The sequence below is a fragment of the Streptomyces taklimakanensis genome, from assembly GCF_009709575.1.
Classification (GTDB): Bacteria; Actinomycetota; Actinomycetes; order Streptomycetales; family Streptomycetaceae; genus Streptomyces; species Streptomyces taklimakanensis.
The window spans coordinates 3157491-3183240 of sequence record NZ_WIXO01000001.1; the positions used below are offsets into that span (position 1 = coordinate 3157491).

The following is a 25750-nucleotide window of genomic DNA, read 5'->3' on the forward strand; positions in this document are numbered from 1 at the left end:
GCGTCACTCCGAGCCGTTCGAGCCAGCAGTCTCGGCCACCCGCTGTGCGGCACCCTCCACGTCGCGGCGGATCTCGCACTTCCAGATCCGAACCACAGTCCACCCGGCTGCCGTGGCCTGCGCCGTGTTACGGCGGTCGCGTTCTCTGTTGGCTTCGATCTTCCTCTGCCAGAGTGCGGCATTGGGCCCTCTGAACTCATTCGGAGTGTGCTCGGGGCAACCGTGCCAGAAGCAGCCATCTACGAAAACGGCAATGTGACGCCCGGGGAGCACGAAGTCAGCCGTGCATCGTGGCGCCACCTTCCGCTGGAGACGGAACCTGAGACCCAGCCGGTGCACTGCCCTCCTGAGAGCGACCTCGGGTTTGGTGTCCCTCACCCGTCGACCACGAAGGTGCTCCCCTTCAGCAGTGGCGACCCACTGCTGCCCCGGCGTTCTGCCGCCTTCGGTCATGATCATCTTTTCAGCCTTTCCGCACCCTCCGAGACGGAGAGTGCCACACTCTCCTCATGCTCCGAGAACCAGCCGAACTCCGTGTCGATGACCAGGGCCGTGTCGAGCTGCCAATCGGCCTGCTGGCCAAAGCCGGTATTGCACCAGGCGCCGCACTTGTCGCGTTCAGCGACGGAGACGGACGCATCGCACTGAGGCGTGCAGAAGACGCGATCAACGACCTGCTGGGCGAGGGAACCCTGTAACGGCAGCCCCAGCTCTTCCGGGACTGCCGCGCTCATGCAGTCTCTTGGTCGAGGCTGACGGGTACGGGGTGGAATCCCTGCCGCAGGGCCTCTTCGTAGACCTCCATCGCCTGCCTTGCCTGGGCCCCGACGACCCGTCGCCCCTGGGACAGACGCTGCGCGACACGGTCGGCGAGCTGTCTGTCGACAGAGCGCAGGACCCGGCCTTCGCGGGCCCAGTCCGCGAGAGCCCGCCACTCCTCGCTGGGGATGTCCTCAACGGCGGCTTCGGCCTCGTCGGACTCTGTGCTCTCGAGAGAGGCGATCTCGAAGGGCTCGGCTGTGAGCTCGGCGGCCAGTGCGGCGGGGAGAGTCCACGGGATGCGGGACACCTCGTCCCAGCAGTCGGGCTTCTTCGCCCACTCCGACACGTGTCGGTCGCTGGAGATCACCGTTTCCATGACCAAGGGACAGAGTTCGTCGAGGGCGCCCCTCAGTGCGTCCGTGGTGCCCTGCTCGTTCCAGATCCGGTCGAGGTCGATCCGCTTCTCGGCGGCGAGAGAGAGCCGGGCGACCGTGTAGGTCGTGATCAGCCGTTTGTGGCTGCCGGCCGAGTGCGCACGGGCGATCCGGTCGGCAGCCTGGAACAGGAGGGCGGTGGCTATGGCGCGCTTGCAGTACTGCACGTCCACGACCGGATCGGACTTCTCGATCCGCTCCATGAAGTGCGCGAAGTTCTTCTGGGCGCCGCGACTCACCCAGTACGGGAGCTGCTCCCAGGAGTGTATGAAGGTGGCCAGGTCGGACTTACTGAACCTCTGCCGGCTCGGCGTGATCAGCTTGAACTTGCGCTGGGCGGCACGGGTCTCGTACTCGGCGGACTTGTCGGTGTACTGGCCCCGTGCCCGTTCGTAGAACCATCGCGTCTCCTGACCGCTGCCGTCGGTCGCAGGGGCCCACAGGCTGCGGGAGACGCGCTCGAAGGCGACGTGAAACTCGTGGTTCGAGCTGAAGTCGACCAACGTCACCTTGTTCTGGGTGTTGGAGTACTGGGAGATCCTCGGAACGATCTCGGACAGGTGCGCGGGATCGACGATCGTGAGTTTCATCTGCACATGAACCCCGTCCAAGTCCCGCTTGTCACGGGTCAGGACGTGGTGCAGCGAGGCGGTGGTCTGACCGCCGTTGACGATCTGGAGGCCGGTCATGCTCCTGATGGCGACGGGACTGCCGAACTCGTCGGTCTCGAAGTCCACGTCCGAGGCGGTGGCGGTCACGCCGTTGTTGTAGGCGAGGAAGCGGCCCGGAGCGTTCAGCAGGGTGTCGCGGATGCCCTTGTTCACGGCGCCGCGGGTCTGAAGGAAGGATCGGACGTTGAGTTCGAGCAGCCGAGTCCGGTGCTCCTTGTACAGCTCGGCAAGCTGTCGGCCGGGGATGACGGCTAGGACGACCGAGTAGTTCGGCTCGTCGCTGTGTGCTGCCAGGCAGGGAAGGGGCTGGTCGAAGGTCACCTTGATGGGCTCGCCGATGCTCCCGGAGGTCTCGTGCCTGTGGAGCCGCGCAAGGTCCCAGAGTTCGTGCGTGACAGGGATCCCCTCGAACTCCCTGGGCTCCGGGGCGCTCGTCGTGCTGACCCGGTTACTGAGAAGGAAGAGGCGGATCTTCGGAACGCTGGACAGCGCCTTCTCCACACCCATGCACATGTCGTGAACATCGGTGTTGTCCTCCTGGTTGGAGCGGATGGCCTCGTGCTTGCCCAGGAACGCGAACAGCCTGCGGAACAGCCTGTCGGACTCGGACTTGGTCAGTTTGCTGCTCAACGGGGTCAGGTTGAAGTCCGTGGTGTAGAGGTCGAGGCTGGAACCGTCCTCGGGCAGACCGTAGCCGTAGATCTCCAGTCCCCGGGAGGAGTGGTACGCGAGTGCGGCGTCGGTGACGACACCGGCTTCCTCGAGGATCTCGAGTACGTGCTGAGTGAACGTGTTCGGGATCGAGCCGCCCTCGGCATCCGCCAGCGCCTGGATGTCGGTGACCAGGGCGCGTGAGTACTCGTGGAGGTCGTGCTCAGCCATTGGTTCCTCGGATCAGATCGACCAGTGCTTCGGCGGTCACGCTGTGGGCGACCAGGGCCGACACGTCGATGGTGTAGGTGCAGTTGCTTACCCCGGGCGGCAGTTCGGCCTCGACGATTCTGGGGAAACCCTCCCCGACCGTCCAGAACTCGCTGCGACGCAGGGTGTAGCGATCGTGGTCGTAGAGGTCCCGCTGGTTCGGCAGGTAACCGGCTTGGACCAGCAGGCTCTCGAAGCGCTGGGAGGCGGACGGCGAGGTCAGACGGGCCCGTATCTCGTCCACCAAGGTGTTCAGGCTCCTGCCGAGCCCTCGCTGCCGGTCGTCGAGGACGACGTGAGCCAGCGCGAGGGGCGTCGAGTCGGCCGTGTCCAGCTGCCGCTCGCTCGCGATCTGGACCGTCCGGGGTGAGCGGGCTGTGGTCGTCTTCACCTCGACCGCGGCGCCGGGCAACTGGAAGTCCTGGTTCGTCTGCCGGGGGCCGGTCCAGGAACTGACGGCCGTGTGCTGGTCCACAGCCGGAAGCACGTACTCGAGGAGGAAGTGGAGTTCACCGAACAGGCCGCACCGGGCCTGCCGGGAAAGACCCTCGCGCGACACGGAGCGCAGCAGCTGCTGCCATCGGACGTAGCGGCGAATCGCGGCCTCCGCCGCCGTCTCGGTGGTCGGTGCGTCTCGCACCACGTCTGCGATGTCCGTGACGAGGGGAGTGAACACCTCCGTGAGCTCGTCGTCGGTGAGCACGACCTGGAGCTCGTAGTGGTTGCCGGACACCGACGACAGGTTCAGCTGCAGGCCACGGGTGGCTGGCAGCTCGTGAATCTCCTGCCGTACGGTGTCGGCGGTCCTGGCGTCGGTGCCGAGTAGCAGCATCCGTCGCAGAGCGGGGTGCGTCACCGACACCTGGATGTCGTGCGGGGAGTCGGGATGGAGCCGCTTGGTGGACCTGCCCGGGGTTTGCTGGCGAGTCTCCAGCTCCTGCCACACACTCTCGTCGATCACTCTTCGTCCTCGAAGTCGTCGAACTCCATGTCCTGCTTGAACCAGATGTCGTTGACCACGTACTCGGTCTTCAGCTGGTGCTGGGAGAACGGGAAGCTGATGGCGAACCCGACCAGAGGAGCGACAGGCCTGGAGTTCTCCGGCGACTTGGCCACCTCGCCAGGGCCGAGGGGATACAGCAGTAGCAATGGCTGGTCAGGGTGACGCTGGTGGCGCAGAGGCCGACCACGGGGAGTGTCGGGGTCGAGTGGTTCGCCCCTCCTGTTGAATTTCCCTCTCGCGGCCTCCTTCGTGGCCTTCAGCGCACGGTCGCGCTGCTCCTTGGTCAGGTCGCAGAGCTCATCGGCGGGGCTGAGTACACGCTTGATCGTGTAACGGCCGGGAACGACCTCCGAGGACTTGGAGTGGCTGCGTGTGATGAGACCGATGGAATGGCCCGCGATCTCGACCGCTTCTCCCTCGGACAGTCGGCTGGCGAGGCGGACCGTCCAGTTTCCCAGCTCGCCCTGCCTGGCACACTGGCGTACGTACTCCGCGATGAAGGCCGGACGAACCCGCTGGGCGTGTCGGTCGGTGAGGTAGGAGTCGAGGAAACCCTCGGTGACATCCGAGGCCGCGATGCCACTCCAGGTGATGCTCCCGCTCCGCTTGTCCACCTTCCCGGAGGAGAGAGCATCGAGGCGTGCGATGAACGACCCGAGAAGCTCGTGGTTGTGGCGAACCACCTTCTCGGACAGGTCGAAGATGGTCGTCTCGGGAAGCTCACCGGAGTAGCTGAGGCGGACACGCGTGCCTTGCCTCATCTTGTTGGAGGCCGTGATGCCCAGGCCGAGCGATGAGGTCCTGACCTTGAGGCCGTACTCGCGTGGGGTGAGTCCCACCGCGGACATCTCCTCGATGTCGCGCCGGAGTTCGTCGGTGGCTGCGGTGATCTCTGCGTACTGGCGCTGCAGCGTACGTGTCGTGTACAGCCGGCACAGGTCCTCGTAACGGGGGCGGTAGCCGAACCAGCGGCCCATCTGCAGCAGGGTGTCGTACGTCTTGGAGGCACGCAGGTAGTAGCTGACCGACAGCCCTTCGAGGGTCAGACCGCGGGAGAGCTTCTCGCCGCCGACGGCGATGACCGACAGGCCGGTCTCCCGGCGCTCGTAGTACTGGAGGGCATCCTTCGCTGCACCGTTGACGGCCATGACGGTGATCTTCGCGAGAGCGGCGTGGAGATGGGATTCCACGTCCTCCCAGTCGAGCCTGTTCCCGGTCATGCTCTCAGTGCAGGGGACGAAGTCCTCCTCCCACAGCAGCTGCAGCTCTTCCTCGAGTTCTTCACGGGCACTGCTGAACCTGTCCTGGAGAACGTCGAAGAGCAGACGTACGTGGGCATCGATCTGGTCGCGAACCTGCTGTTGTACGGCGGTGAAGCGAGTCACGTGCACCAGCATGGAGTTGTGCACGGCGACCTGCCCGCGCGCTCGACGTGCCGCGCAGGTAAGGACGAAGGACCGGATGGCCCGCTGCAGCGACTTGGGCAGGAAGTCGGGTACTTGGTGGTGGGACTTGTGCTTGTCCGGCACCCAGAGGTCCGTGTCCTTGATATGCCTTATGAGCGGCAGCGGTTCGACGTCCTCCTCGTCGCCGTCGGTCTGCAGACCGAAGAGACGCTCCGGACCGAGGTAGTTGGACGGCGCACGCAGGGTGCGGATGAAGCTCTCCGGGAAGAGGTCGGGGCCCAGCTCGTCATGGTCGGTGTCGGGGCTGATGTAGATGTTCGCGAAGGGAGTCGCGGTGTAGCCGACGTAGGACGCCTTCGTGAAACTATTGACCAACCGCCTGATGGCCTTGTTGATCGCCGACGGGTTGGTGTCGGGGTCCTTGGAGGTGTTCACCCCGGCGTTGTCGGCTTCGTCGTCGATCACGAACAAGGGGAGGTCGGGAACGACCATCCGGCCGGTCTCCGGCTCCTCCACGCCGTGGTTGTCGATCACCCAGTCGCGCAGGTTGTCGATGATCCGGCGGTTCTTCTTGACCACGAGGACGACCGGGACGCTACCCACCGGGACATTCGCGGAGACCGCTGTCTTCCGGGCGAAGTCCCCCTTCTCGTGGCTGGTGGTGAGCGACGCGGCCTTCAGGCGCTTGCCGTGCGACATCGCGCCGACACCGATATGACGGTGCGCGTCGTCATCCGAGCGGAACTGGTACTGGGTGTCGAACCCGAGGAGCCCTTCGTCGATACGGAGCTGGGTCTGACTGCGCAGATCGTTGTGGATCCCGGCGAACACCACGATGAGCCGGTAGCCGGCGTCGGCCGCCTTCGCGGCGAGCCCGATGAACTGCCCTGTCTTGCCGGACTGGACCTGTCCGATCACGAGCCCGGTCCGGCGCCAGGTGCCCTCCCGCTGAGGGTCTTCCAGCTCGCCGAGGACGTCGTCGGTGCTCTGGTCGAGTCGGCGCACGACCTGCGTCGGAAGCTTGGAGACGCTCAGGAGGTAGCGCCGGTAGCGGTCCCAGAAGTCCCACTTCCGGTCGGCCTTCGCGTCGGCGAGCCAGGGGACGTGGCCCTCGTCGTTCTTCATCGCGGAAGAATCGGCCTGGAACACGGAAGCCCGGGCCTCGAGTACCTTCCGCACCTGGTCCCGCTCCACTGTGATCCCCTGAGCAGCGAGGATGCTGACCGCGGTGTTCACGGCGAAGTCCACCTCGGCCGGCGTTGCCTGGCGGTCGCCCGGCAGGAGCAGTACCGCGGTCTGCTCGGCCTTTTCGAGACTGTCTTCGGGGGCGGTGCTCACAGCGACCTCCAGTGGCCGGTCGGTTGGGAGTAGGCGGTTACCAGGTTGGTCAGGAGTTCCAGAAACCCTGTTGCTCGTCGAAGGGAGGCATGGAACTGAGCACTTCCCGGGCGTCCTCAGGGGAGCGACCCTGCCCCAGGAGTGCCTCGTACACCTGGCGGGCGATGCTGACGGTCTCCAGAGTGGCCGGCCCCGGACCGCCGAAGGGCTCGGGGTCGTCGACCGTGTCGGTCTCGTGGAGCATGCGAAGCGCCGTTACCGGGACCGTTTCCTCAAGGAGGCGGATCATTGAGCGGACGACGTCCGGACTGCCGCCCTGGCCATGCAGTGCTGCCTTCACCAAGGGGTGTTTTCTGTTGATGCGCAGGAGGATCCGGCCGTCTTGACGCTTCACGTTCCAGGCGAACTTCAGCGGGTCACCGTGTGCCCGTGACACCACCTGACCACGCTGTCGTGCGGAACGGGCGGCCATCTCGCGGGTGTGCTTGGCGATCCTCTCCAGGTGACGACGCAAGGAGACGGGGGGAACCACGCTCGCCTTGCGCACGTCCACGCCCCAGTCAGCGTCGGCCTCTGCCGGGATGTCCACGGCGATCCGCGCGAGGTTGTACTTCTCCTCGCGCCGCAGGCCGCGGATCCCCAGCCAGTCGCCAGCCAGGATCAGGCGGTCACGGCGGTAGACGTAGAACCCCTGCTGCCCCAGCCATCCCCTGGGCCCGGCAGCCGACTCGTACTCGGCCTCCGAGAGACGCTGTGCCGTCGGGAGGACGAAGGGCTCCACACGCACCGACTCCGATCCCAGTGGCAGAGGCTCCCAGGGAATCCGCTGCACCGACGGGTGCGTGGACAGGAACGGGTCCCACGGGGAGAGGTCGGAGCCGCGAACCCGGATCCGGCGCCGGGCCGGGGGCTGCAGGAAACGGGCGAAAACCATTGAGAGGTGGGCTTCGGTACGTTCCGCCTCGGCATAGAACTGGGCCTGTGTCTTTTCGTCGTCACTGGCAACGGCGGTGTTGTGGTAGCCGGAGAGCTGCTCCCACAGGACGACGGTCCCGTGCTGCATGCTTCCCGTAACACGACGCAGTAGGGCCGTGGTCGTGCCGCCGGGGTCACGGAGAAGCCGCCACTCCTTGTAGTGCTCGACGACACCGAGGTCCCACGTTCGGATGTGCCAGATCCCGTCCCTGACTGTGGCGACGGTGAGCTTGCGGCACTGGGAGAAGGAGGCGGACTTCAGCCCCACCCCGAAACGACCGAGATCCGTGGCGCTCCGCTCGGCGGACGGACCGCGAGCAGCCACCGTCATGGCAGTCACCAGTTCGGGTTCCGTCATCCCCTTACCGTCGTCCGTCACCGCGATCCAGGAGCTCTGTCCGTCCCACGTGAAGTCGATGTCGATGTTCTTGGCCTCTGCCGAGACGCTGTTGTCCACGAGATCTGCGATGGCGGCAGGAAGCGAGTAGCCGAGCGAGCTGAGCGACGCCACCATGCCGGCAGGGTCGGGAGCGGCGACGTCGAAGTCCATCTTCACGCTCCGTACCCGGTGCACCCGGTCAGTCCTGTGCAGTCGATTCTTCTGTGTGCTCCGGGGGAGCCGCATGTGGTAGGACTTCTCGGGCTTCACGTGTTGAGTGCGCTACTAATCGCCCCACACCAGCCGGACCCCCCGGTTCGGAGCATGCTACCGAAAGGGGCTTGTCGGGCGTAGGTGATCTCTGTGAAGAGCTGCCAATCAGCTTCACGAGACATGACACATACGCCGCTGAGTCACGGGGGTGTGCAGCGTGGCGTGGCCAGGAACCCTTCAGGGCAGGAAGTGCGACATGGGCGATCTGACTGTGGCGTGGTCGACGCAGGTAGCGCAAGCCGAACTCAGCACTGCGCTTCCACGACGGTGGGCACATACGCGAGGAGTGGCCGAACGCGCGGTCGAAGTAAGCCAGGTACTCGGCAAGGGGGCATCCCTGCTCGTTGCTGCTGCCACGCTGCACGATGTCGGATACGCGCCACGGCTGACGAAAACGGGCTTCCATCCGCTGGACGGAGCCCGGTTTCTGCGCGATGAGCATGGCGCGGACGAGCGGCTGGTGCGGTTGGTGGCGAACCACTCGTTCGCGCTGCTGGAGGCCGAGGAGCGCGGGCTGCGGGAGGTACTGGAGGCGGAGTTCCCGTTGCTGGAGGACCAGTTGTTGGTGGACGCGCTGGTCTACTGCGACATGACGACGACGCCCGACGGGGAGCGAACCACCGCCGAGGAGCGGGTGGCCGAGATCCGGGGCCGCTACGGGGACGACAGCGTGGTGGGGCGGTTCATCCGCCGGGCGGCGCCGGAGATCTTCGCCGCGGTGGAACGGGTGGAGGAGGCGCTGGCAGCTCAGTCCAGGCGGGGGTAGGTGCCGGCGAGGTAGTCGCCGATCTGCTGGCGCATGCTGGGGTGGATGTCGTACCGGTCGAGGTCGGCCGGGGGAACGAAGCGGACGCCGTCGGCCTCGTCGTTGACCGTGGGCTCGCCGCCGACGGGGCGGCCGATGTAGGTGGTCTCGTACTGCTGGCGGATCTCGCCGTCGGTGTAGGCGACGATGTGGTGGGGATTGGTGTAGACGCCGAGGAAGCCGGTGATCTCGGCGACGATGCCGGTCTCCTCCAGGCACTCGCGCACCGCGCACTGTGCGGCCGTCTCGCCGATGTCCTGGGCGCCGCCGGGCAGGGCCCACTGGCCGGTGTCGCGGCGGCGCTGGAGCAGGATGGCGCCGTCCTCATTGACGACGAGCAGGTTGCTGGCGGGGATGAGGGTGTTCGCCTTGGGGGCGTCGGCGTCGTGGTAGTACTCAGTCCTGCCCATGGGCGGCCATCCCCTCCTGGTCGGGCGTCCAGGGCCGGGCACCGGCCCAGACGGCGTCGAAACTCTGAGCGTAGTTGTCGAACCACCCGGAGGCGTCGACTCTCCTGAGGTGGAGAAGAGGGTTGGCGCTGGCCGGCTGGCCCCAGATGTGCGGGTTGACCAGCAGGTTGTCGTCGTAGCGGAACATCGACGTGTAGAGCGTGGTGTCGTGCAGCCGCACCTCGCATCCCTCCTCGGAGAGCAGGGAGCGGTAGTAGGTCAGGGAGGCGCGGATCTTGGCGGCGAGGGTGTCGCCGATGCCTTCCTCCCGGCCCCGGACGGCGACCGCCCGGCCCGCCGGGTCGCCGAAGCACAGGCGGACCCGTACCCCGTCGGCCGCGCGCTCGGCGAGCATCTTGGCGACGTGCGGGTTGGACTGGGCGAAGAAGGTGCCGGAGAAGACGAGTACGCCGATCTCCCTCCGGGCCTCCTGCAGCAGTGAGAGCCACATCTCGCGGGGGACGCTGGCGCGGTTGGCGTAGGTGCCGACGAGTTCGGCGCCTGATCCTGCGGCGGGGCGGCCGGTCCGGGGTTGCGGGGCGGGCCAGAGGAACGTCTCCTCCACCCGCAGGTGCTGCGCGACACGGAAGCGGTGCCGCGGATGGGGTACGCGCCCACCCAGCCAGCGGCTGACGGTCTTGGGGTCCACCCCGCAGGCTTCGGCAAGCGACTCGGGTGGGACGCCGCGCTGGGCGAGTACGGAGTGAAGTCGCTCGTTCACAGAACCCATGGAAGCCGAGGCGGGCGTGATCGGGCAAGGACGTTATGGGACGTTCCTGCGAAGCTGGTGCCGCGCCCGGGTGCTTACCCTGGCGGAATGCAGCTCATCGTCCTGTGGGACATCGACCACACGCTCATCGACAACGCAGGGGTGAGCAAGGAGATCTACGCGGCCGCGTTCTCGGCACTGGCAGGCCGCCCGCCGACCGGACCGGCACGGACCGAGGGCCGCACAGACCGCATGATCATGCGGGAGATGTTCCTGCGCGAGGGCCTGCCCGAGCCGGACTGGACCGCCGTCGAGGCCGCCCTCACCCTCGCCGGCCAGGAGCGGCTTGAGGAGCTGCGCAGGCGTGGGACGGCTCTGCCGGGCGTACGGGACGCGCTCAAGGCCGTCTCGGTACAGGACGGTTGGGTGTCATCGATCCTGACCGGGAACATCGCGGCCAACGCCCGGGTGAAGCTGTCGGCTTTCGACCTCGACCCTCTGCTCGACCTGTCGGTCGGAGCCTACGGTGCCGACGCGCTCCAGCGCCCCGACCTCGTGGCCGTCGCCCGGGAGCGCGCCCGCCTTCTTCGCGATGTGCGCCCTGACGTGCCCGTGGTGCTGGTGGGTGACACGCCACGGGACGTGGAGTCCGCGCTCACCACGGGTTCCGGGATCGTCGCGGTCGCCTCGGGCATCCACAGCGCCGAGGAGCTGGCCGCCGCCGGCGCGTCCGTCGTACTGCCCGACCTGTCGGACACCGCGGACCTCCTGAGGATCCTGGAGTCCTTCGCGGCGCGCTGAAAACGTCCCGAGACGTCCTCGGAGCGTCCGGATACGCGGTGACGCGGTCCCCGTACGCTCCGCCACCATCGGGTCTCCCACCAGGCGACTGGCCGGAGGAGGCCCACGTGATCGCGGAAGTCACCGGTATCCGCAGGATCCGGATGCTGTACCTGCAGCTGCTGTACCGCTGCAACTTCGAGTGCCTGCACTGCTTCCACGGCACCCGGCTCCAGCACGCCGACGCCTTCACCGCCGAGCAGGCCGCCAACCTCCTCACTCTCATGCGGGACCGGTACGGCACCGAGGCCGTCACCTTCCTCGGCGGTGAGCCGTTCGTCTACAAGGACCTCGCCCGGGTGGTCCGGCACGCCCGGCGGGAGCTGGGCCTGCGGGTCGAGATCTGCACCAACGGCTACCGGATCGAGCGCCGGCTGGCCGAGATCGCCCCGCACCTGGACCTGCTGCGGGTCTCGTTGGAGGGTGTCGGCTCGACCAACGACCACATCCGCAGGTCCGGGAGCTACCAGAGCGCGCTGAACGCGCTCGGCCTCGCCCGGGAACTCGGCGTCCCCACGGGCGCGACCATGACGGTCACCTCCCGCAACATCGACGAGGTACTGCCGCTGGCCCGCGTCCTGGAACACTTCGAGGTACGGCAGTTGAAGCTGCACTGTCTGCGTCCGGTCGGCAACGCCGCCGCCCACCCGGAGCTCCTGGTCACCGAACCCGCCGCGTACGCCCGCCTGCGCGAGCGGCTCCGGGAGGCCCAGCCGGCCATCGAGGTGGTCGTCGACGAGGACCTGTCCGAGCACGGTGCCCCGGAGGTCTGCGCACCCGCCGGCGGCCCGGCCGAGATCGAGCGGATCGAGGCCGACCCGCGCGGTGCGCTCACCATGTCCTGCAAGGCCGTCGGCAGGGACGCGCACGCCTTCTGGTACGACAAGCGCGCCAACCGCATCGTCCACCGGCCCACCGCCACCGACGAACTGGCCCTCGCGGTGCCGGACGTGGTGTGCGGCCGTGTCTGACCGCCCGCTGTTCGAGAGCCTCGAAGGACTCCGCGGCACCGGCAAGTCGACCATCGCGCCGATGCTGGCGGCGGCTCGCGGCGCGGTGCTGGTCCCGACCGTACCGCCCGCCTACCAGCGCCTGCGGCGCGACGTGGACGCGCGGGGGAACGTCGAGGCACGGATGTGCTTCCACCTCTCCGCGCTGTTCGCCGCGGCCGACGAGATACGGCGCCATCTCGCCCTCGGCATCCCGGTCGTCGTGGAGAGCTACTTCGCCCGCTGCCTGGCCACCCACCACGCTTTCGGCACCCGCCTCGGGATCACGCTGCCGCCCGACCTGCCGCAGCCCGTCACCTACCACCTGGCCTGCGACGAGGACGAGCGCCGGTGGCGCCTGGCCGGGCGGGACAAGCCGGTGACCCACTGGGACGCCCTCGCCGAGGCCACCGTCGACCGGCTCACCGCCGCCTACGCCCGGTTCCCGATGCACCGCGTGGACACCACCGGCCTCGACCCCGACGAGGTCCTCCGGGCGATCCTCACCATCGACACGCAAGGAGCCCACCACCGTGCGGACACAGAGCCTGTGGGAGCACACCCTCACCTTCTTCCCCCAGTTCCTCGCCGCGCTGAGGGAGCACACCGCCGCTGATGCCACCGTCGCGGTCGTCGGCGCGAGCGACGGCAAGTTCGTCCTGCCGCTGGCAGCCGCCGGTTACCGCGTCATCGCCATCGAACGCGACCCGCTGGCCCTGCACGGCGGCGAGGTCCGCCTTCCGGGTGAGGAGCACACCCACGCGATGGGCCTGATCGACCGGCTCAAACTTGAAGAGCTCCACGACCGCGTGCAGGTCGTCGAGGGCGACTTCCTCCAGAACGAACCGCCGGGTACGCCCTGCGACGCGGTCTGGACGAGCTGTTCCTGGCATTACAGTGCCAACCACCACCGCCCGCTCGCCGAGTTCGTCCACCACATGCAGCGCCTGGTCGGTCCGGGCGGCCTCATCGGCGCGGAGTTCATGATGCCCGTCGAGCACCGCCACCACCTGGTCGAGCACTACACGTCCTCGGAAAGGCTCCGGCGCCACTTCATCGGCGACTGGAACGTGCTGCTCACGCTGCGCACGAACGAGTTCACCGAACGGGCCCACGTCGGCCGGCTCCAGGACCACACCCATCGCATGGGTCTGATCCTCGCGGCCCGTACGCCCGGCCCCTCCCACCGTTACGGGAAGAAGGACTCATGAAGCACGAGTACGAAGCGAAGTTCCTCGCCGTCGACGTCACCGACCTGCAGACCAGGCTGACCCGGCTCGGTGCCGTCCAGGTGCTCCCGCGCACCCTCCTCACCCGCAAGATCTTCGAGAACGACGCCCTCGACGTCGGCGCCTGGATCCGCCTGCGGAACGAGGGCACCCGGTCCACGCTCACGCTCAAGCAGGTCACCGACGCCACCACCATCGACGGCACCACCGAGGTCGAGACCGAGGTGGCCGACCTGCACGCCATGGCCGAGATCCTTCGCCGCATCGGGCTGCGCGAGGTCCGCTACCAGGAGAACTACCGGGAGGAGTGGCGCCTGGGCGAGGTCGTCTTCGACTTCGACACCTGGCCGGATCTCCCCACCTTCGTCGAGATCGAGGGCCCGGACGAGGCATCGGTCCGCCAGGCCGCCGCCCTCCTCGAACTCGACTACTCCGAGGCCCGGTTCGGCAGCGTCGACGAGATCTACAAGAGCGAGGCGGGCCGCGACATCCTCTCCGAGCCCACCCTCCTCTTCGCCGACTCCGAGAAGGACGAGTCCCGCCCCGTGCCCACCCAGGGCACCTGACCCCCGGGGGGAGCACCGTGCTTCCGGAACCGGCCGGGCCACACAGGGCGGCACCGGGCATCCCCGACTTCGCCCGGGGCGGGCTTCCCGCCCCGGCGGCCACCGACGACGGAAACCGGTGGGTCGACGGCTCCTGCTGGCTCTACTGCGGCCGGCGGTGGACCCGCGTCCTGTGGGTCGGTCCCGTGAACGTGGCCGGTGTCCAGGCACCGATGTACGCCTGCGGCCCCTGCATCCGGAAGCTACAGGAGCAGGTATGGCAAGCCGTCCTCCTCAACGACGCACCGACGCGCTCCGCACAACCCGGCGCTCCCGCCGGAGCCGAACCGCCCGGCAGGCGGCGTGGAGGAAGGCACCGAGCACGAGGCGGCTTCCCGCGTCGCGGCTGAACACCGCCCGGGCCGGCGAACCGCCCCCTCCTACCCCGTCCCCGTGGACGACTCCCCTACGGCCACGGAGACGGCCCCGGCAACACCAGCACCTCCGCACACCACAGCTTCCCGCCGAACCCGGCGGGAGAACCGGTAGAGGAAGGAGCACCAAGTGGGAGACACCACCCCCTCCGTGGAGGAGGGTCTTCTGGTCGCCGTGGAAGTCCTCGCGAGCGTCCACGACCGGCACGACAGCAGCGCCTCCGACCCGGGGCAGGGCAGCTCCGGTGACGGCCCCTGGCCCGGTGGCGACGGCCTGAACCACGCGGCGTAACCGCCGGCTCTCCGGTGGAGGGGCCGCGCACGCGGCCCCTCCACCTTCCACCTCCCATCTGACGCAAGGAAGGGAACAGCCCATGGAGCACCGTCTGGTCCGCGCCGTCGAAGAGGCACTGGGGTGGGACGGCCCGGCCCCGCTCGGAAAGGACTTCGCCCGGGGAAGCATCGGCGACCCCCAGCTCGTCACCCGACTGCTCACGCCCGCGCGCCTGCTCGACATGGTCATGCGCCGGAGCCTGGCCAACCCCCAGTTCCGCTTCTTCAAGGGCGGCGAGGAGCTGCACCCCGACGCGTACCTGGACCGGCAGGTCACACCCCGGGGCCAGGCGATACCGATGGCCGGCATGCGCCGCGTGGGCAGCCTGCTGCGCGAGGGCGCGACGCTGGTCCTGGACCAGTCGAACGTCTTCGACCCCACGATGGAAGTGACGTGCCGAGCCCTGCAGTGGTGGTCCCGGGAGCACGTCCAGGCGAACGTGTACCTGACCACCAACGACGCCTCCGGCTTCGACCTGCACTGGGACGACCACGACGTCCTCATCGTCCAGCTCGCCGGAGAGAAGCAGTGGGAGGTACGCGGCACATCACGGCCCGTGCCCATGTTCCGGGACGCCGAGCGGAACAACACCCCCAGCGAGGAGATCGTGTGGACCGGCACCATGAAGGCCGGCGACGTCATGCACATCCCCCGCGGCTACTGGCACGCCGCCACCCGGGCGGGCCGGGGCGGCGGCCACAGCACCCACGTGACCTTCGGGTTCGCCAAGCGCACCGCCGTGAGCTGGCTGACCTGGCTCGCCGACTGGTCCCGCCAGGAGGAGGTGTTCCGCCATGACCTCGACCGCTGGGGCAGCCCGGAGGAGCAGCAGGTCCAGGAACGGCGGCTGACCGACGCGGCCTCCCGGCTCCTCGACGCACGCGGCCCGGCGGAGTTCCTCCGGCTCCGCGAGCGCGAGGCTCCCTCCGGTCGGCACGTTCCCTTCCTGGAGATCTTCGGGCCGCTTGAGGCCGTGGTGTGTGTCAGCGAGTTCCCGCCGCTGATCCAGGAGGAGCAGGAGACAGTCACCGTGGTGGCCGCAGGCAAGAAACTCACCTTCGCCTCCAAGGCCCTGCCCGGACTCCGCCTGCTCCTGAGCGGCCACCCGGTGCAGCTGGACGAGGCCGCCCAGGTCGTGGGCGCCGAGGTGGGAGCCCTGGCGAAGATCCTGGTGGAGGAGGAACTGTGCGCGAGCCTGACCCCCGAGTTGTCCTCGGGCTACACCGATCTCGTCATGAGCGCCTGATCCTCACCAGCGCGCTGGAACTCGGTGTCGAGGCGATCGACACCAGTTTCAACTACCACGGCTTCTCGGCCCACACCGCCCTGGCGGAGGTGGGGGGCGACCTCCTGCCCCGCTTCACGGTCTCCACCAAGGTCGGATTCTTCCCGGCCGCCGACGGGGTCGAGCACTCACTCGACCCCGGCAGGCTCCGGGCAGCGGTGGAACAGACCAACCGTGATCTCGGACGCGTCCCCGACCTGGTGTTCCTGCACAATCCGGAACGCTCCCTGCCCGAACGCTCCTCCGTTGGTCAGGAAGCGCTGGGTACGGCGTGCGCTGCCCTGGAGAGAGCCGCGGCGAACGGGCTGTGCGGGGCCTGGGGCGTCTCCTCATGGGACCCCCTCCCACTGCCCGGCCTCGTGGACGACACCATGCCCAGGCCCGACGTGCTCATGATTCGGGCGGGGCTCCTGGTTCCGATCGACGTCCTGGAGGCGTCGGAGGCCCTGGCAGCCCGATGGGACCTCGACGCCGAACGGCTCTGGGGCATGAGCCCCTTCGGCGGCGGGGCCGGAAATCCGCTGTGGGAGACGTTCGACCCACGGGTCTTCATCCAGAACCCTGACGACGACCTTTCCGCCGTACAGGCCGCGTTCCGCATCGCCTGCCGGCTGCCGCAGGTGGGGAAGGTCGCCGTCGGCACGGACGACCCGTCCCACCTGGCGGAGCTGGTCGCCGCCCTGCGGTACGAGGCGGATGTCGGCAGCCTGCGCACGTACCGGCGGCTTCTCCGCGAGCGGGCGGGCCGTCAGCCGGTCTGAAGTTCCTCCGCGATCCGTGCCGTTGTCCGGCGTGCCGGCTCCAGGCGGGGGTCCTCGGGGTGGGCGTCCGGGGCCAGGACCTTCGCGCAGACGAACAGGGTCATCAGCTTGCCGTCCCGGCTCTCCAGGTCGCGACGCCGCTCCTGGCGGACGCGTTCGGCCAGGGCCGGGACGGCGAGGGAGTTGCCCCACAGCGATGCGGCATCCAGCCCTCGGGGTGCCATGCCCCAGTCCTCCCAGTCGAACAGGCAGAACTTGGGGCCGGTCATGTTCGCCCAGTTCAGGTCCGCGTGCGCGGGCCGCCACTGGCTCACCGTCGTATCCATGCCATCGGGCAGGAAGCGGCGGGCCGCCTCGGTGACACCGCCCTGGGTGATCGTGACGGTGTCCGGGGTGGCGACGCGGCTCGTGCGGTGGGCGGCCAGCGCGTCCAGCGAGGCGTTCAACGCCTGCCACCACGCATCCGGCAGTCCGGGATCGGTGGCCAGGACGCTGGTGCCGATCGGCGCTCCGGGCAGCAGATCGGTCTCATCCGCCCGCCACATCGCGGCACCGTCCGGCTGACGCCACACCACCGCCCGGTGCCACCGGGGCTGCGCGACTCCTTCCAGGACGGCCGCGCACTCGGTGCCGTTCCAGCCCTGGCTCCCGATCTTCTCCATCCGGCGCCGCTCGATGCGCACCCATGTGCCCCGGTCCGTCCGCGCACCCAGCGAGCGCCGCTTGCGCACCAGCGTGTCCCGGTCCAGCCGGGTCTGGAGGGACCGCTCGACATCGTCGAGCACAGCGTCGACCGGCTCGATTCTCAGGTCGGCCGGTGCGGCGGCAGGCGCGGAAGATGGCATGGAACCTCCTTGGCGGCCGTCCGACGCTAGCAAGGAACCGGCCTCCCATGTCTCTGGAAGGGAAGACGCGGCACAGCGGTCCGCTCGGTGTGGTCAGCGGTGCCGCGTCCGGGACGGCTGCGGGTCTGGAGCGGCGGGGTGCTGCGCGGTGGTGCGTGCTCTGGCTGCCTGGGCTTGTGGGCTGGGGGCGTGGCGTTGGCCGAGGCGGTGGATGCGCCAGGTCAGGGTGCGGGCAGGGTGGCGGGCGTCGTTCAGGGTGCGCTGGCCCAGGGCCTGGTCGAGGAGGGTGACGGCGTTGTGGCCTGTGGTCTCGGCGTCGGCGAGCACGGCGGCGAGGGCGTCCCAGGCGGGGTCTTTCAGGATGCGCTCGGCGTGCTCGGGGGCCGCCCGTTGGAGATGGAGGGTGAGGCGTTGCTTGGTCTGGAGGCTGGGGGTGCGGTGGGCGAAGTGGTCCAGGACCGGCCCGGCGATTCGTGTGTAGGCGGTCTGGAGGTGGAGAAGGGTCTGCTCGGCAGCTGCTTCCTGCTGAGCGTGCCGGTGGGCGCGGTGCCAGTGCCTGGCGTAGGCCACGGCGAGGAGCGCGGCGTCCAGCAGCATGGCCAGCCCGGCGCCGTCCGCCGGGGCGGGGTCGCGCACGATCGCCTGAACGCTGCGGCGCAGGACACGCGCGCTGTCGAGGTCCGCGGTGATGCGGGAGCGGGTGGCGCGTTCGAAGGCGACGGCGGCCTGCCCCAGCTCGTTCCGCAGGCCGGCCGGTGCGGCAACCGGCAGGAGGTCCAAGGCTCCGCCGAGGGCGACCAGCTGCCCCTGCGCCACCCTGTCGTCGCTGCCGGTGAGGTGTACAGGGATGCGCTCGGTGGCCGCGGTGGCCTGGTGCCAGGGATCGGCCGGGCGGGCGGGTGCCGGCCGGCGGGTGGGGGCGCCGAGGCGTTGGCGGATCTTGGGCAGGGAGAGGTCGTCGGCCAGGGTGGAGCCGGAGTACCACACGGGCTCGCCTTGGCCGTTGGTGTCGCCGGGCAGGGCGACGCTGTAGCCCAGCAGGTCGCCGGACGGCCCGGCCTTCGGGCGCACCTCCACACCGGAGGCGGCCAGCAGCGCGAAGAACCCGGCCTCGTCGTCGGCGGCGGCCACCGCGCGGCGGACCCGCAGGCGCAGGATCTCCCGCGCGGTGGCGTCCCGGCCCTGCCGTTTGGCCTTGAAGTGCTCCTTGCTGGTGGGTCGCTTGGCCGCGGTGCCGTCGCCGAGCTTCAAGCGCCGAAGCCCGTAGTCGGCCTCGATCCTCCGTGCCTCCTTCTGGACGGCGCGATAGTCGTGGCCCCGGTCGGGGCGGCGGCCGTCCTGGCGGACGAGGGTGGCGGCGATGTGGATGTGGTCCTCGGCATGCCGTACCGCCACCCAGCGGCACGCCTGGCCGTCCCCGTCGGAGGCGAGACCGGCGGCGGCCACCATCCGGCGGGCGATGTCCGCCCACTGGGCGTCGGTGAGGACCGGGTCCTCCGGTGCGGCACGGACCGGGCAGTGCCAGATGGTGTTCTTCGGCGCCCGGTCGCCCAGCAGGGTCACCGGCTGGTCGAGCTGGGCCGCGAGCTGCCTTTCCACTGTCTTCGGGTCGCGGTGCGGGATGCGACCGGGGTCGGGGGCGAAGCCGTTCCAGGAGGCCACCAGGTGCGGATCGGTGTGCTCGTTGGCCCGGCCCGTGCCGAACAGGTAGGCGACCAGACGGCGGGTGCTGCCTCTGCCGAGGATGATCTTCGGTATCACCGGCTCACCGCCCCGCCGTCACCTGGGCGATGGCGGTGTCCAGCTCGGCGATCGACGCCTCGACGCGGTCCAGGAGGCGGCGGACCGCCTCCCGCTCGGGCAGGGCGCCGTCCTGGTTGAGGTGCCGGGCGAGCTGGTTGAGGTTGCTGCCGACCTTGCCCAGCTGCCCGTTGGCGGCCATCAGCACTCTGACCGCGGCGCGGTAGTCGGCGACCGCCGCCGCGGGGTCGTCGGCGCGGGCGGCGGCCAGCGACGCCTCGGCGACGTAGCCGCCCACCTGCATACCACTGGCCCCGGCCGCCTTTGCAAGGTCGGCGAACTCGCCGTCGCTGTAGCGAGGATGCACGCGGCGCTTACGCAGTCGGCGCTCGCGCAGACGACGACGCGGCGTGGGCGGCTGCGGCGCGCTCGGCGACGGCTCGGCGGCTCCTCCCACGGTCGGCTCCCCCGGGCCGGCCGACCCCGGCGCCCCCGCAGCGCCGGATGCCTCCGCCACCCCTGGGGCGGAGACCGGGTAAGGACTCCTAACCCGACAACTTGCTGCCCCGATGACGGCCGTGGGTGCCTCCTGCTGCGATCTTTGGGCGCGGTTGGCGTGTGGGTGGTGCATGCGCGGTGTCTCCGTGGTGGCTGTGGGTGGCGGGCGCCGGACGAAGGCGATCAGAGGTTCAGGGCGTGGCGGGCTCGTGATGCCGTTGCCGTCCTGCTCGCGGACGGTCCTTGTCCGGCGTATTCACTGAGAGCCGTGCAGCGGCTTGGTGGGACCGCGTCTGGGTCCCGTCTTCGCTGGCTTTGTCCTGTGGTCCTCGGTCCCCGGGGCGGTTCGCGGTTTTCGGTCCCCGGGATGGTCCCGGTCCCGGCTCGGTCCCCGCCGCCTGTGTCTGCGGGCGGGGACGGTCCCGAACGCGGTCTGCTGTCGGTTTGCGGGGACCGTCCCGTGGTCGGCAGGCAGGCGGTGGTCCCGGGGAACGGAGTTGCGCAGAGGGGCCATGGGCGGCGGACCTGCGGTGATGCTGGTCCGTGGTCCCGGTGGGTGTGCGCGGTCCCCGATCTTCGGGGCGGTCCCCAGTCCCACAGTCCCCGAGGGGGCTGCGGTCCCCGACATGGCTTGGTCCCCAGTCCCCGGTTCCCAGCGCGGTCCGCGTTCCGGTCCCCGGCTACTGGTCTCTGAGGGGACCGGGGACCGCGGGGACCGTGGTCCCGGGTGGTCCGGTCCCCGGCTCTGTTCGGCGGGGACCGCGAGGGTCTGGTCGTCTTCTTCAGCAGCGGGCCGGTCCGCCGCCGTTCCGTTCGGGTGTGGGGTTGTTCAGCGGGTGCGTCCTGGGACCGGAGTCGGCGGAGGGGCGGCCACAGCGGTCGGCACCGGGGCGTGCGCGGGTGTCCGGCGTCGATCGGAGCCGGTGAGGATGACGCGGTCGGTCATCTCGGCGAGGCGGGAGGCGACGCGGTCGCCGAGCGCGGTGCGCAGCTCGGTGGTGGGGAGGTTGGTGGTGATCAGGGTGGGGCGCAGGTGCTCGTACCGGTGGTTGATCAGCCGGTAGGTGAGTTCCTCGGTCCAGTCGCTGGCCTTGGCGGCGCCGAGGTCGTCCAGGAGCAGCAGTGGGCAGCGGGCCAGGGCATGCAGGTCGCGTTCGCCGTCGTGGCCGGAGCGGGGGCGCAGGCGGGCGTAGAGGTCGGCGGCGGTGATGGCCTCCCAGCGCAGGCGGACCCCGGCGGTCAGGAGAGTGCGGATGGCGCCGTACGCCTGGTGGGTCTTGCCGGTGCCGGTGGGTCCGGCGATCAGCAGGGACGGGCCCTCGGCGATGCCCGGGGCGCCGCCCGGCCCGGGGCGGCCGGTGCGGGTGATGGTGTCGGCCCAGGCGGTGATCCGCGGGTGGTCGGCCAGGGCGCGGCGGTAGCGGGCGGGTATGCGGGCGTCGGCCAGCTCCAACGCGGTGACCGGCTCGTCGGCCGGTTCTTCCAGGGGAGCGGCGGGGTCGATGCCGCGGGCGGTGAGGATCGCGTTGAGCCGGTCGGCCAGCGGGCCGACGCGCTGTGGCGCGCGGGTGTGGGTGGTGGTCACAGCTCGCCCCCGTAGGCTGCCTCGACGTCGGCCGGGTTCATCCACGGGCGGTGGGCGGCGGGTGCGGTCCGGGCGGCGTTCATCGCCTCGTGGACGAGGCTGGGCAGGGTGCTGGGGTGCAGGCCCTTGGCGCGGTGGCGTTCCAGCCCGGACCGGATGTGGGCGGGATCGATGCCCTCGGCCAGCAGCTTGCCGACCTCCCGGCCGAGGTGTCCCAGGACGTCCTTCGGGGGGCGGTGGGCGCAGGCGGTGACGTACTCGCCGATGAGCTGCCGGGCCGAGACGGTGTCGGGTGCGGGGGCGCTCGCGCCCCCCGACGGAGTAGTTCCTAGATCCATGATCCTAGGTCCTAGATCCGGACGGTGAGGTGTCACTGCCGCTGCCGGGAGGTCTCCGTGCTTCTTCACGGAGGGTTTCGTGAAACCGTCCTCACCTGCGGTTTCGTCAGCAGGTTCGGGATTCGGTGAGGGCTCGCGCGTCTCACGGGAGTCTTCATGGAGGGTTCCGTGAGGCGTTGGTGCGGGCTCCGTGACACCGGTCCGTGCGGCAGGCGCGGTGGTGCTCCCCGCGGTGCCGGACGGAGCGTCGTGGTGCGGGCAGCCGGGGAGGCGGCTCTTGCTGGGCCGGTTGATCTTCTGGTGCTGGTGCCAGGTGACGATGTGCAGGTAGCGCTTGTCGTCCGGGCTCTTGTAGCGGCAGATCAGGCCGGCGTCCGCGAGCTGGGCGAGGTCCTTCTCGACCTCGGCGGGCGTGTGCTCCGGGCGTAGGACCCACAGCTGTCCGGCGATGATCGCGGCGTGGTCGCGGTGGCGGCCCTGGTCGTCGGCCTGGGTGAGCAGGCCGAAGAAGGTCCGCTCGGCGGTCAGGGGGACGGCGGCCAGGGACTCGGAGACGAATGCTTCGGGCTTGATGGTGCGGATGCGTGCCAAGAGGAGCGGTCCTCACTCGGCGGGCGGTGGGCGGGCGTCCACGGCTCACCGTCGGTTGCGGAGGTTCGGGCGTGAAGGGCAGGGGGGAGTGGTCGGCCACTGGCACGGGGTGCGCTGATGGCCGGTCGCGTTTTCCGGGGGTGTCGTCAACATAGCCACACCCAGGACATGCAAGTCCAGCCCGATACAACCGAATCTCTGACGGCAGAAAATCCACCGTAAAGCAGGGCCGTGAAGGGCGGTGCGAAAACAGTAGGGCACGATCGGTGGCTGACTAAATAGTTGCCCCCGGACGCCGAGCCGGAAGGATCACATCGACAAGCCGTTGACGTCCTGCGGGCGACGAAGCTACAACACAACACCCCACGTCAGAGCCTCTTCCGAGTGCCGCTCAGTATCGCGGCCCCGGGTCTCCCGGCTGCGGAGAACCCTCCGCGTGTGTGCCGAGTGAGGCGCAACATAGACCACGATCGCCGGTTAACCAAACCGGCGAATGCAGGCTAGTAATGGAGATATGGCAGCGCGATCACTGGAAATCGGCCCCGTAGGAATACGGGCAGCCCGGACCATCGAAATCCTCCGCACCGAGCGTGGCCTCGCACAGCGTCAGCTGGCCGGCCGGGTGACCGCCCTCGGCCGCCCGATGTCCAACACGATGCTGTCCCGCATCGAACGCGCCCAGCGCCGCTGCGACGTCGACGACCTCGCCGCGATCGCCGAAGCCCTCCTCGTCTCACCCCTCGTGCTGCTGCAGGGCCCGACCGCCCCGCGACGAGACCCGTCCGGTACCGCTGACCGAGCACGCCCACCACCGAGTCAGGACCCGCCGCCCTTGCACCGACCTTCGCCCACGCCCGCGACCGCACACCTCCCGCACAACCCGGGCGACGCCCCTCTGCCGCGCCTCTACCGACCCGAGGAGATCGCCGAAGCACTCGGCTGCTCTGCCTGGTGGGTCAAGGACCGGGCCCGGCGGAGCCTCATCCCGCACACCCGCGTCGGCCGCGCCTACCGCTTCACCGCCGGCCACCTCGCCGAGATCGTCCGCCTCCACGAGGAGACACCGGCACGGCCCGCCCAGCCGGCCGGGAACGTGTCCGCTCCGTCCTCCCCGGCTGCCACCCTGGACGGATCCCCACAGCCGCGCCGCCACCCCACCACTTCGGTGAACCACCTGCGGGCCCGGCCACCGCGCCGGGCCCAGTACGACGCCACCGCGTAAACGCATCCCGACACGCAGCAGACAGAAGCGAAGGAGCCACCGAAAGTTGGGTTTCGCGGAGAAGCGCGGAAACTACTGGCGCGGCCGGTACAAGACCGCGCCCGGCAAGCACCTCACGGTCGTCGACGAGCGGGGCAAGGCGGTCAGGTTCGCCACCAAGGGCGAGGCCCAGCGTGCCGCGAGCGAGGCCGAGAACAGGTACCGGCGCGGCGACTGGCGCGACCCGGCGCTCGGCCAGGAGACCTTCGGCGAGTACGCGAACCGCTGGTACGCCGCCCAGGACCTGGCAGCCTCGACCATGCAGAACTACAAGCGCCACATCGAGGAGCACCTGCTCCCCGCGTTCGAGGACAAGGCGCTCGCCGGCATCCTCCGCTCGGACGTCGATCTGTGGGAGAAGAAGGAGAAGGCCCTCTACGCGGCCTCCAGCGTCAAGACCTGGCGCTCCACGCTCCACCTGATCCTCGAGGACGCGATCGACGAGGGCCTGATCACCTCCAACCCGGCGGCCAGACGACGCGGGCGCGGCAAGCGCGCCGGCCGCTCCCGCGACCGCGGCCCCGAGAAGACCATCACCGATCCTCTCGGCGCCCTGCTGATCGCCGAGAGAGCCGCGCTGCTCTCCGGCCGCGACGACGAGTTCGTCGCCGTGGTCCTCATGGCGTACACCGGAATGCGGTGGGGCGAGACCGTCGGCTTGGAGACCGAGTTCACCCGCCCCGGCGCCGTCCGCGTCGAGCACCAGCTGTACGAGCTGGACTCCGGGACGCTGATCCGCTGCCCGCCCAAGGACGACAGCTACCGCACCATCGACGCCCCCGACTTCCTGTCCACCCTGATCGCCGACCACATCGCCCGCACCAAACCGACCCCGTGCCCCTGCCACGGCAAGCGGTACGTCTTCCGCGGCCAGGGCACGGCGCGCACCGGCGGACACCAGGGCGCCAAGCTGGCGGACGTCGCCCGCCGCGCCGGCGTCTCCACCGGCACGGTGTCCAACGTCCTCAACCACCCCGAGCGCGTCCGCGAGGACACCCGCGCCAGCGTGGAGACGGCCATCACCGAACTCGGCTTCATACGTGGCGGTGTGCCGACGGAGAACGCGGCCCACTGGCGCCGCAACGGCTTCGCCACCTGGCTGTTCACCCCGGCCGCCTCGGGTTGGTACCCGAAGAAGGCACCCCAGGAGGCCCGGCCCGTCCCCCTGCTCGGCGAGCCCTGGCCCGGCATCCCGGCACGGGGGCGCGGCGCCGGCGGACGGGCCGACTCCTGCTGGCTGCCGATCACCAAGGGCCTCACCCCTCACGGCCTGCGCCACACCCACAGGACCGTGATGGAGGACCTCGGCACCGAGAAGGTCCTCATGGACGAACGCATGGGCCACATCGACGGCTCCGTCTCCGCCCGCTACGCCCACGTCACCCCCGGCATGCGCAAGCGCCTCATGGCCGGTCTGACCGAGCAGTGGGAGGCAGCCCTCGACGCTCGTCTGACAATGAGCCCTCACTCTCCGGTGAGAGTCCTTGACGTGCTCCTACGGGCGCGTGCGGTACTTGGCTAGGAGTTACGGTCTCACGCCGGACCTCGCGTCGGGGTGGTGCAGGGCATGGCACCGACGAGGAGCCTCCGACGGTGAGGCCAGTTGCGTGAGGCATGAGGAGCGATCGGGGCCGCTGCGCTCAGATGTGGACAAAGGAGGACCACAGCGTCGTAGCCCCGTGGCTTCTGACGGTGCCAGTCGGCCCGCAGTGCTCATCCCACGGTCGGACTGGCCCCATGCCGCTTGTAGAGCCGTTTCACTTGCTTGATCCAGAAGTCGAACTTCTCGTCCGCGGACGCGCTCATGGGCAAAAGCTGGAGCTCCTTGGCCAACTGATAGAAACCGGGGCCAGCGTCGTTGGCACCCAGGTAATTCACCAGAGCCGAGAGCATGACAGGGGGGTTGGAGGGAGCGATCTCCCGGTCACGGCCCACGATCAGTCCCAGCAGATGCCCCATGGCGGCCCGCTCGTCAGCACGCTCGAAGTCGAAGGCACGACAGCCAGTTCGCCTGGCCAACGTCACGTTGAGCTCTGTGTACGAGGTGAGCTTGCCAAGCTTCGCGCGTTCGACAAGGAACTCCCGACCGGCCTCTACTAGCACGTCCCACTCGCTGTCTGCGCGGCCGTACCCAGGCATCCCGCCCCCTTCGAGTCAAACCGATCCGTACGGGGAAACGTACAATGACGGCACAGCGCTCACAATCGCTCCTACGGCGGTAGGTAACGACCGCAGTCGCACGCGGTAGGGCTGCTGCAGGCTGGAGGGGCCGGTGAGGGCAAGCATTGGTTGTGGTCAGCATCCGCGCAGGGCACCCCTGCTCCATTCCATGGTGAGGGTAGCCACGACT

25 protein-coding genes and 1 pseudogene are annotated in these 25750 nt (G+C 69.4%); 12 read left to right on the forward strand and 14 right to left on the reverse strand.

Annotation, left to right across the window (positions count from 1 at the left end):
- Nucleotides 1-3: 3 nt before the first annotated feature.
- From F0L17_RS13785 to F0L17_RS13810, 6 genes are read right to left on the reverse strand one after another with little or no spacing between them, the layout of a single operon-like run.
- A complete protein-coding gene (locus tag F0L17_RS13785; protein WP_238419371.1) occupies nt 4-459 on the reverse strand; it encodes a very short patch repair endonuclease in 456 nt (151 codons plus the stop codon).
- A complete protein-coding gene (locus tag F0L17_RS27055) occupies nt 456-734 on the reverse strand; it encodes a hypothetical protein (RefSeq protein WP_202917875.1) in 279 nt (92 codons plus the stop codon). The genes F0L17_RS13785 and F0L17_RS27055 overlap by 4 nt, the downstream gene beginning before the upstream one ends.
- Complete coding sequence (locus F0L17_RS13795) at nt 731-2749, reverse strand: AIPR family protein (RefSeq protein ID WP_155071304.1); 2019 nt, start codon at nt 2747-2749, stop codon at nt 731-733. Before F0L17_RS13795 ends, F0L17_RS27055 begins: the two co-directional genes overlap by 4 nt.
- Nucleotides 2742-3749: a PD-(D/E)XK motif protein gene (locus F0L17_RS13800; protein ID WP_162466178.1), complete on the reverse strand. Its 1008-nt coding sequence runs from the start codon at nt 3747-3749 to the stop codon at nt 2742-2744. The genes F0L17_RS13795 and F0L17_RS13800 overlap by 8 nt, the downstream gene beginning before the upstream one ends.
- Nucleotides 3746-6535 (reverse strand): Z1 domain-containing protein, encoded by a 2790-nt coding sequence (locus F0L17_RS13805; protein ID WP_162466179.1) that lies wholly within the window; start codon nt 6533-6535, stop codon nt 3746-3748. The genes F0L17_RS13800 and F0L17_RS13805 overlap by 4 nt, the downstream gene beginning before the upstream one ends.
- 49 nt (nt 6536-6584) lie before the next feature.
- Nucleotides 6585-8060 carry an ATP-binding protein gene (locus tag F0L17_RS13810; RefSeq protein WP_155071306.1) on the reverse strand — a complete coding sequence of 492 codons (1476 nt, stop codon included), beginning with the start codon at nt 8058-8060 and terminating at the stop codon, nt 6585-6587.
- A gap of 298 nt (nt 8061-8358) precedes the next feature.
- On the opposite strand from F0L17_RS13810, the gene F0L17_RS13815 reads away from it, so the two are divergent.
- Nucleotides 8359-8928: an HD domain-containing protein gene (locus tag F0L17_RS13815; RefSeq protein ID WP_155071307.1), complete on the forward strand. Its 570-nt coding sequence runs from the start codon at nt 8359-8361 to the stop codon at nt 8926-8928.
- On the opposite strand, the gene F0L17_RS13820 is transcribed toward F0L17_RS13815, so the two are convergent.
- On the reverse strand, nt 8910-9377 hold the full coding sequence (locus F0L17_RS13820; RefSeq protein ID WP_155071308.1) for an NUDIX hydrolase: 468 nt from the start codon (nt 9375-9377) through the stop codon (nt 8910-8912). The genes F0L17_RS13815 and F0L17_RS13820 overlap by 19 nt on opposite strands.
- The gene (locus F0L17_RS13825; RefSeq protein ID WP_338018079.1) at nt 9364-10137 is read right to left on the reverse strand and encodes an XRE family transcriptional regulator; all 774 of its coding nucleotides are present in this window, start codon (nt 10135-10137) and stop codon (nt 9364-9366) included. The genes F0L17_RS13820 and F0L17_RS13825 overlap by 14 nt, the downstream gene beginning before the upstream one ends.
- 96 nt (nt 10138-10233) lie before the next feature.
- Here F0L17_RS13825 and F0L17_RS13830 point away from each other — a divergent pair, with 96 nt between their 5' ends.
- The 8 genes from F0L17_RS13830 to F0L17_RS13870 all read left to right on the forward strand — a co-directional run bounded on the left by F0L17_RS13830 (nt 10234) and on the right by F0L17_RS13870 (nt 16542).
- Nucleotides 10234-10926 carry an HAD family hydrolase gene (locus F0L17_RS13830; protein WP_155071310.1) on the forward strand — a complete coding sequence of 231 codons (693 nt, stop codon included), beginning with the start codon at nt 10234-10236 and terminating at the stop codon, nt 10924-10926.
- Nucleotides 10927-11033: 107 nt separating this feature from the next.
- Nucleotides 11034-11936, forward strand: a complete 903-nt coding sequence (locus tag F0L17_RS13835) for a radical SAM protein (RefSeq protein ID WP_162466180.1) — start codon at nt 11034-11036, stop codon at nt 11934-11936.
- Nucleotides 11929-12570 carry a P-loop nucleotide/nucleoside kinase family protein gene (locus F0L17_RS13840; RefSeq protein ID WP_338018080.1) on the forward strand — a complete coding sequence of 214 codons (642 nt, stop codon included), beginning with the start codon at nt 11929-11931 and terminating at the stop codon, nt 12568-12570. Before F0L17_RS13835 ends, F0L17_RS13840 begins: the two co-directional genes overlap by 8 nt.
- The gene (locus tag F0L17_RS13845) at nt 12488-13165 is read left to right on the forward strand and encodes a class I SAM-dependent methyltransferase (protein WP_162466181.1); all 678 of its coding nucleotides are present in this window, start codon (nt 12488-12490) and stop codon (nt 13163-13165) included. Before F0L17_RS13840 ends, F0L17_RS13845 begins: the two co-directional genes overlap by 83 nt.
- Nucleotides 13162-13749, forward strand: coding sequence for a class IV adenylate cyclase (locus F0L17_RS13850; RefSeq protein ID WP_155071311.1), 588 nt, complete (start codon nt 13162-13164; stop codon nt 13747-13749). The genes F0L17_RS13845 and F0L17_RS13850 overlap by 4 nt, the downstream gene beginning before the upstream one ends.
- A gap of 543 nt (nt 13750-14292) precedes the next feature.
- Entirely contained in the window at nt 14293-14454 is a 162-nt protein-coding gene (locus F0L17_RS27060) for a hypothetical protein (protein ID WP_155071312.1), read from the forward strand.
- A gap of 82 nt (nt 14455-14536) precedes the next feature.
- Nucleotides 14537-15742 carry a JmjC domain-containing protein gene (locus F0L17_RS13865; RefSeq protein ID WP_155071313.1) on the forward strand — a complete coding sequence of 402 codons (1206 nt, stop codon included), beginning with the start codon at nt 14537-14539 and terminating at the stop codon, nt 15740-15742.
- On the forward strand, nt 15682-16542 hold the full coding sequence (locus F0L17_RS13870) for an aldo/keto reductase (protein WP_162466183.1): 861 nt from the start codon (nt 15682-15684) through the stop codon (nt 16540-16542). Before F0L17_RS13865 ends, F0L17_RS13870 begins: the two co-directional genes overlap by 61 nt.
- Here F0L17_RS13870 and F0L17_RS13875 read toward each other — a convergent pair.
- The 5 genes from F0L17_RS13875 to F0L17_RS13895 all read right to left on the reverse strand — a co-directional run bounded on the left by F0L17_RS13875 (nt 16530) and on the right by F0L17_RS13895 (nt 22139).
- Nucleotides 16530-17387: a hypothetical protein gene (locus F0L17_RS13875; RefSeq protein ID WP_155071314.1), complete on the reverse strand. Its 858-nt coding sequence runs from the start codon at nt 17385-17387 to the stop codon at nt 16530-16532. The genes F0L17_RS13870 and F0L17_RS13875 overlap by 13 nt on opposite strands.
- A gap of 93 nt (nt 17388-17480) precedes the next feature.
- On the reverse strand, nt 17481-19148 hold the full coding sequence (locus F0L17_RS13880; RefSeq protein WP_162466184.1) for a relaxase/mobilization nuclease domain-containing protein: 1668 nt from the start codon (nt 19146-19148) through the stop codon (nt 17481-17483).
- A gap of 4 nt (nt 19149-19152) precedes the next feature.
- Nucleotides 19153-19584 (reverse strand): MobC family plasmid mobilization relaxosome protein, encoded by a 432-nt coding sequence (locus F0L17_RS27570; RefSeq protein ID WP_338018081.1) that lies wholly within the window; start codon nt 19582-19584, stop codon nt 19153-19155.
- 870 nt (nt 19585-20454) lie between these two features.
- A complete protein-coding gene (locus tag F0L17_RS13890; RefSeq protein WP_162466185.1) occupies nt 20455-21210 on the reverse strand; it encodes an ATP-binding protein in 756 nt (251 codons plus the stop codon).
- Entirely contained in the window at nt 21207-22139 is a 933-nt protein-coding gene (locus F0L17_RS13895; RefSeq protein ID WP_155071316.1) for a hypothetical protein, read from the reverse strand. Before F0L17_RS13895 ends, F0L17_RS13890 begins: the two co-directional genes overlap by 4 nt.
- A 514-nt stretch (nt 22140-22653) precedes the next feature.
- On the opposite strand from F0L17_RS13895, the pseudogene F0L17_RS13900 reads away from it, so the two are divergent.
- The 3 genes and pseudogenes from F0L17_RS13900 (at nt 22654) to F0L17_RS13910 (ending at nt 24922) form a co-directional block, all read left to right on the forward strand.
- Nucleotides 22654-22934, forward strand: a pseudogene (locus F0L17_RS13900) (helix-turn-helix domain-containing protein).
- Nucleotides 22935-23034: 100 nt separating this feature from the next.
- Nucleotides 23035-23361, forward strand: coding sequence for a helix-turn-helix domain-containing protein (locus tag F0L17_RS13905; protein WP_420802473.1), 327 nt, complete (start codon nt 23035-23037; stop codon nt 23359-23361).
- A 46-nt stretch (nt 23362-23407) separates the two neighbouring features.
- Entirely contained in the window at nt 23408-24922 is a 1515-nt protein-coding gene (locus F0L17_RS13910) for a LacI family DNA-binding transcriptional regulator (protein ID WP_155071317.1), read from the forward strand.
- 191 nt (nt 24923-25113) lie between these two features.
- Here the strand turns inward: F0L17_RS13910 and F0L17_RS13915 are convergent, their stop codons facing one another.
- The gene (locus F0L17_RS13915; RefSeq protein WP_202917876.1) at nt 25114-25539 is read right to left on the reverse strand and encodes a hypothetical protein; all 426 of its coding nucleotides are present in this window, start codon (nt 25537-25539) and stop codon (nt 25114-25116) included.
- Nucleotides 25540-25750 lie beyond the last annotated feature (211 nt).

Bases quoted from the DNA above. Each gene is read 5' to 3' on its own strand.
- F0L17_RS13850 (WP_155071311.1), top strand. From the start codon at position 13,162: ATGAAGCACGAGTACGAAGCGAAGTTCCTCGCCGTCGACGTCACCGAC.
- F0L17_RS13785 (WP_238419371.1), bottom strand. From the start codon at position 459: ATGATCATGACCGAAGGCGGCAGAACGCCGGGGCAGCAGTGGGTCGCC.
- F0L17_RS13810 (WP_155071306.1), bottom strand. From the start codon at position 8,060: ATGGACTTCGACGTCGCCGCTCCCGACCCTGCCGGCATGGTGGCGTCG.
- F0L17_RS27055 (WP_202917875.1), bottom strand. From the start codon at position 734: ATGAGCGCGGCAGTCCCGGAAGAGCTGGGGCTGCCGTTACAGGGTTCC.
- F0L17_RS13815 (WP_155071307.1), top strand. From the start codon at position 8,359: ATGGGCGATCTGACTGTGGCGTGGTCGACGCAGGTAGCGCAAGCCGAA.
- F0L17_RS13915 (WP_202917876.1), bottom strand. From the start codon at position 25,539: ATGCCTGGGTACGGCCGCGCAGACAGCGAGTGGGACGTGCTAGTAGAG.
- F0L17_RS13795 (WP_155071304.1), bottom strand. From the start codon at position 2,749: ATGGCTGAGCACGACCTCCACGAGTACTCACGCGCCCTGGTCACCGAC.
- F0L17_RS13875 (WP_155071314.1), bottom strand. From the start codon at position 17,387: ATGCCATCTTCCGCGCCTGCCGCCGCACCGGCCGACCTGAGAATCGAG.
- F0L17_RS13820 (WP_155071308.1), bottom strand. From the start codon at position 9,377: ATGGGCAGGACTGAGTACTACCACGACGCCGACGCCCCCAAGGCGAAC.
- F0L17_RS13865 (WP_155071313.1), top strand. From the start codon at position 14,537: ATGGAGCACCGTCTGGTCCGCGCCGTCGAAGAGGCACTGGGGTGGGAC.
- F0L17_RS13830 (WP_155071310.1), top strand. From the start codon at position 10,234: ATGCAGCTCATCGTCCTGTGGGACATCGACCACACGCTCATCGACAAC.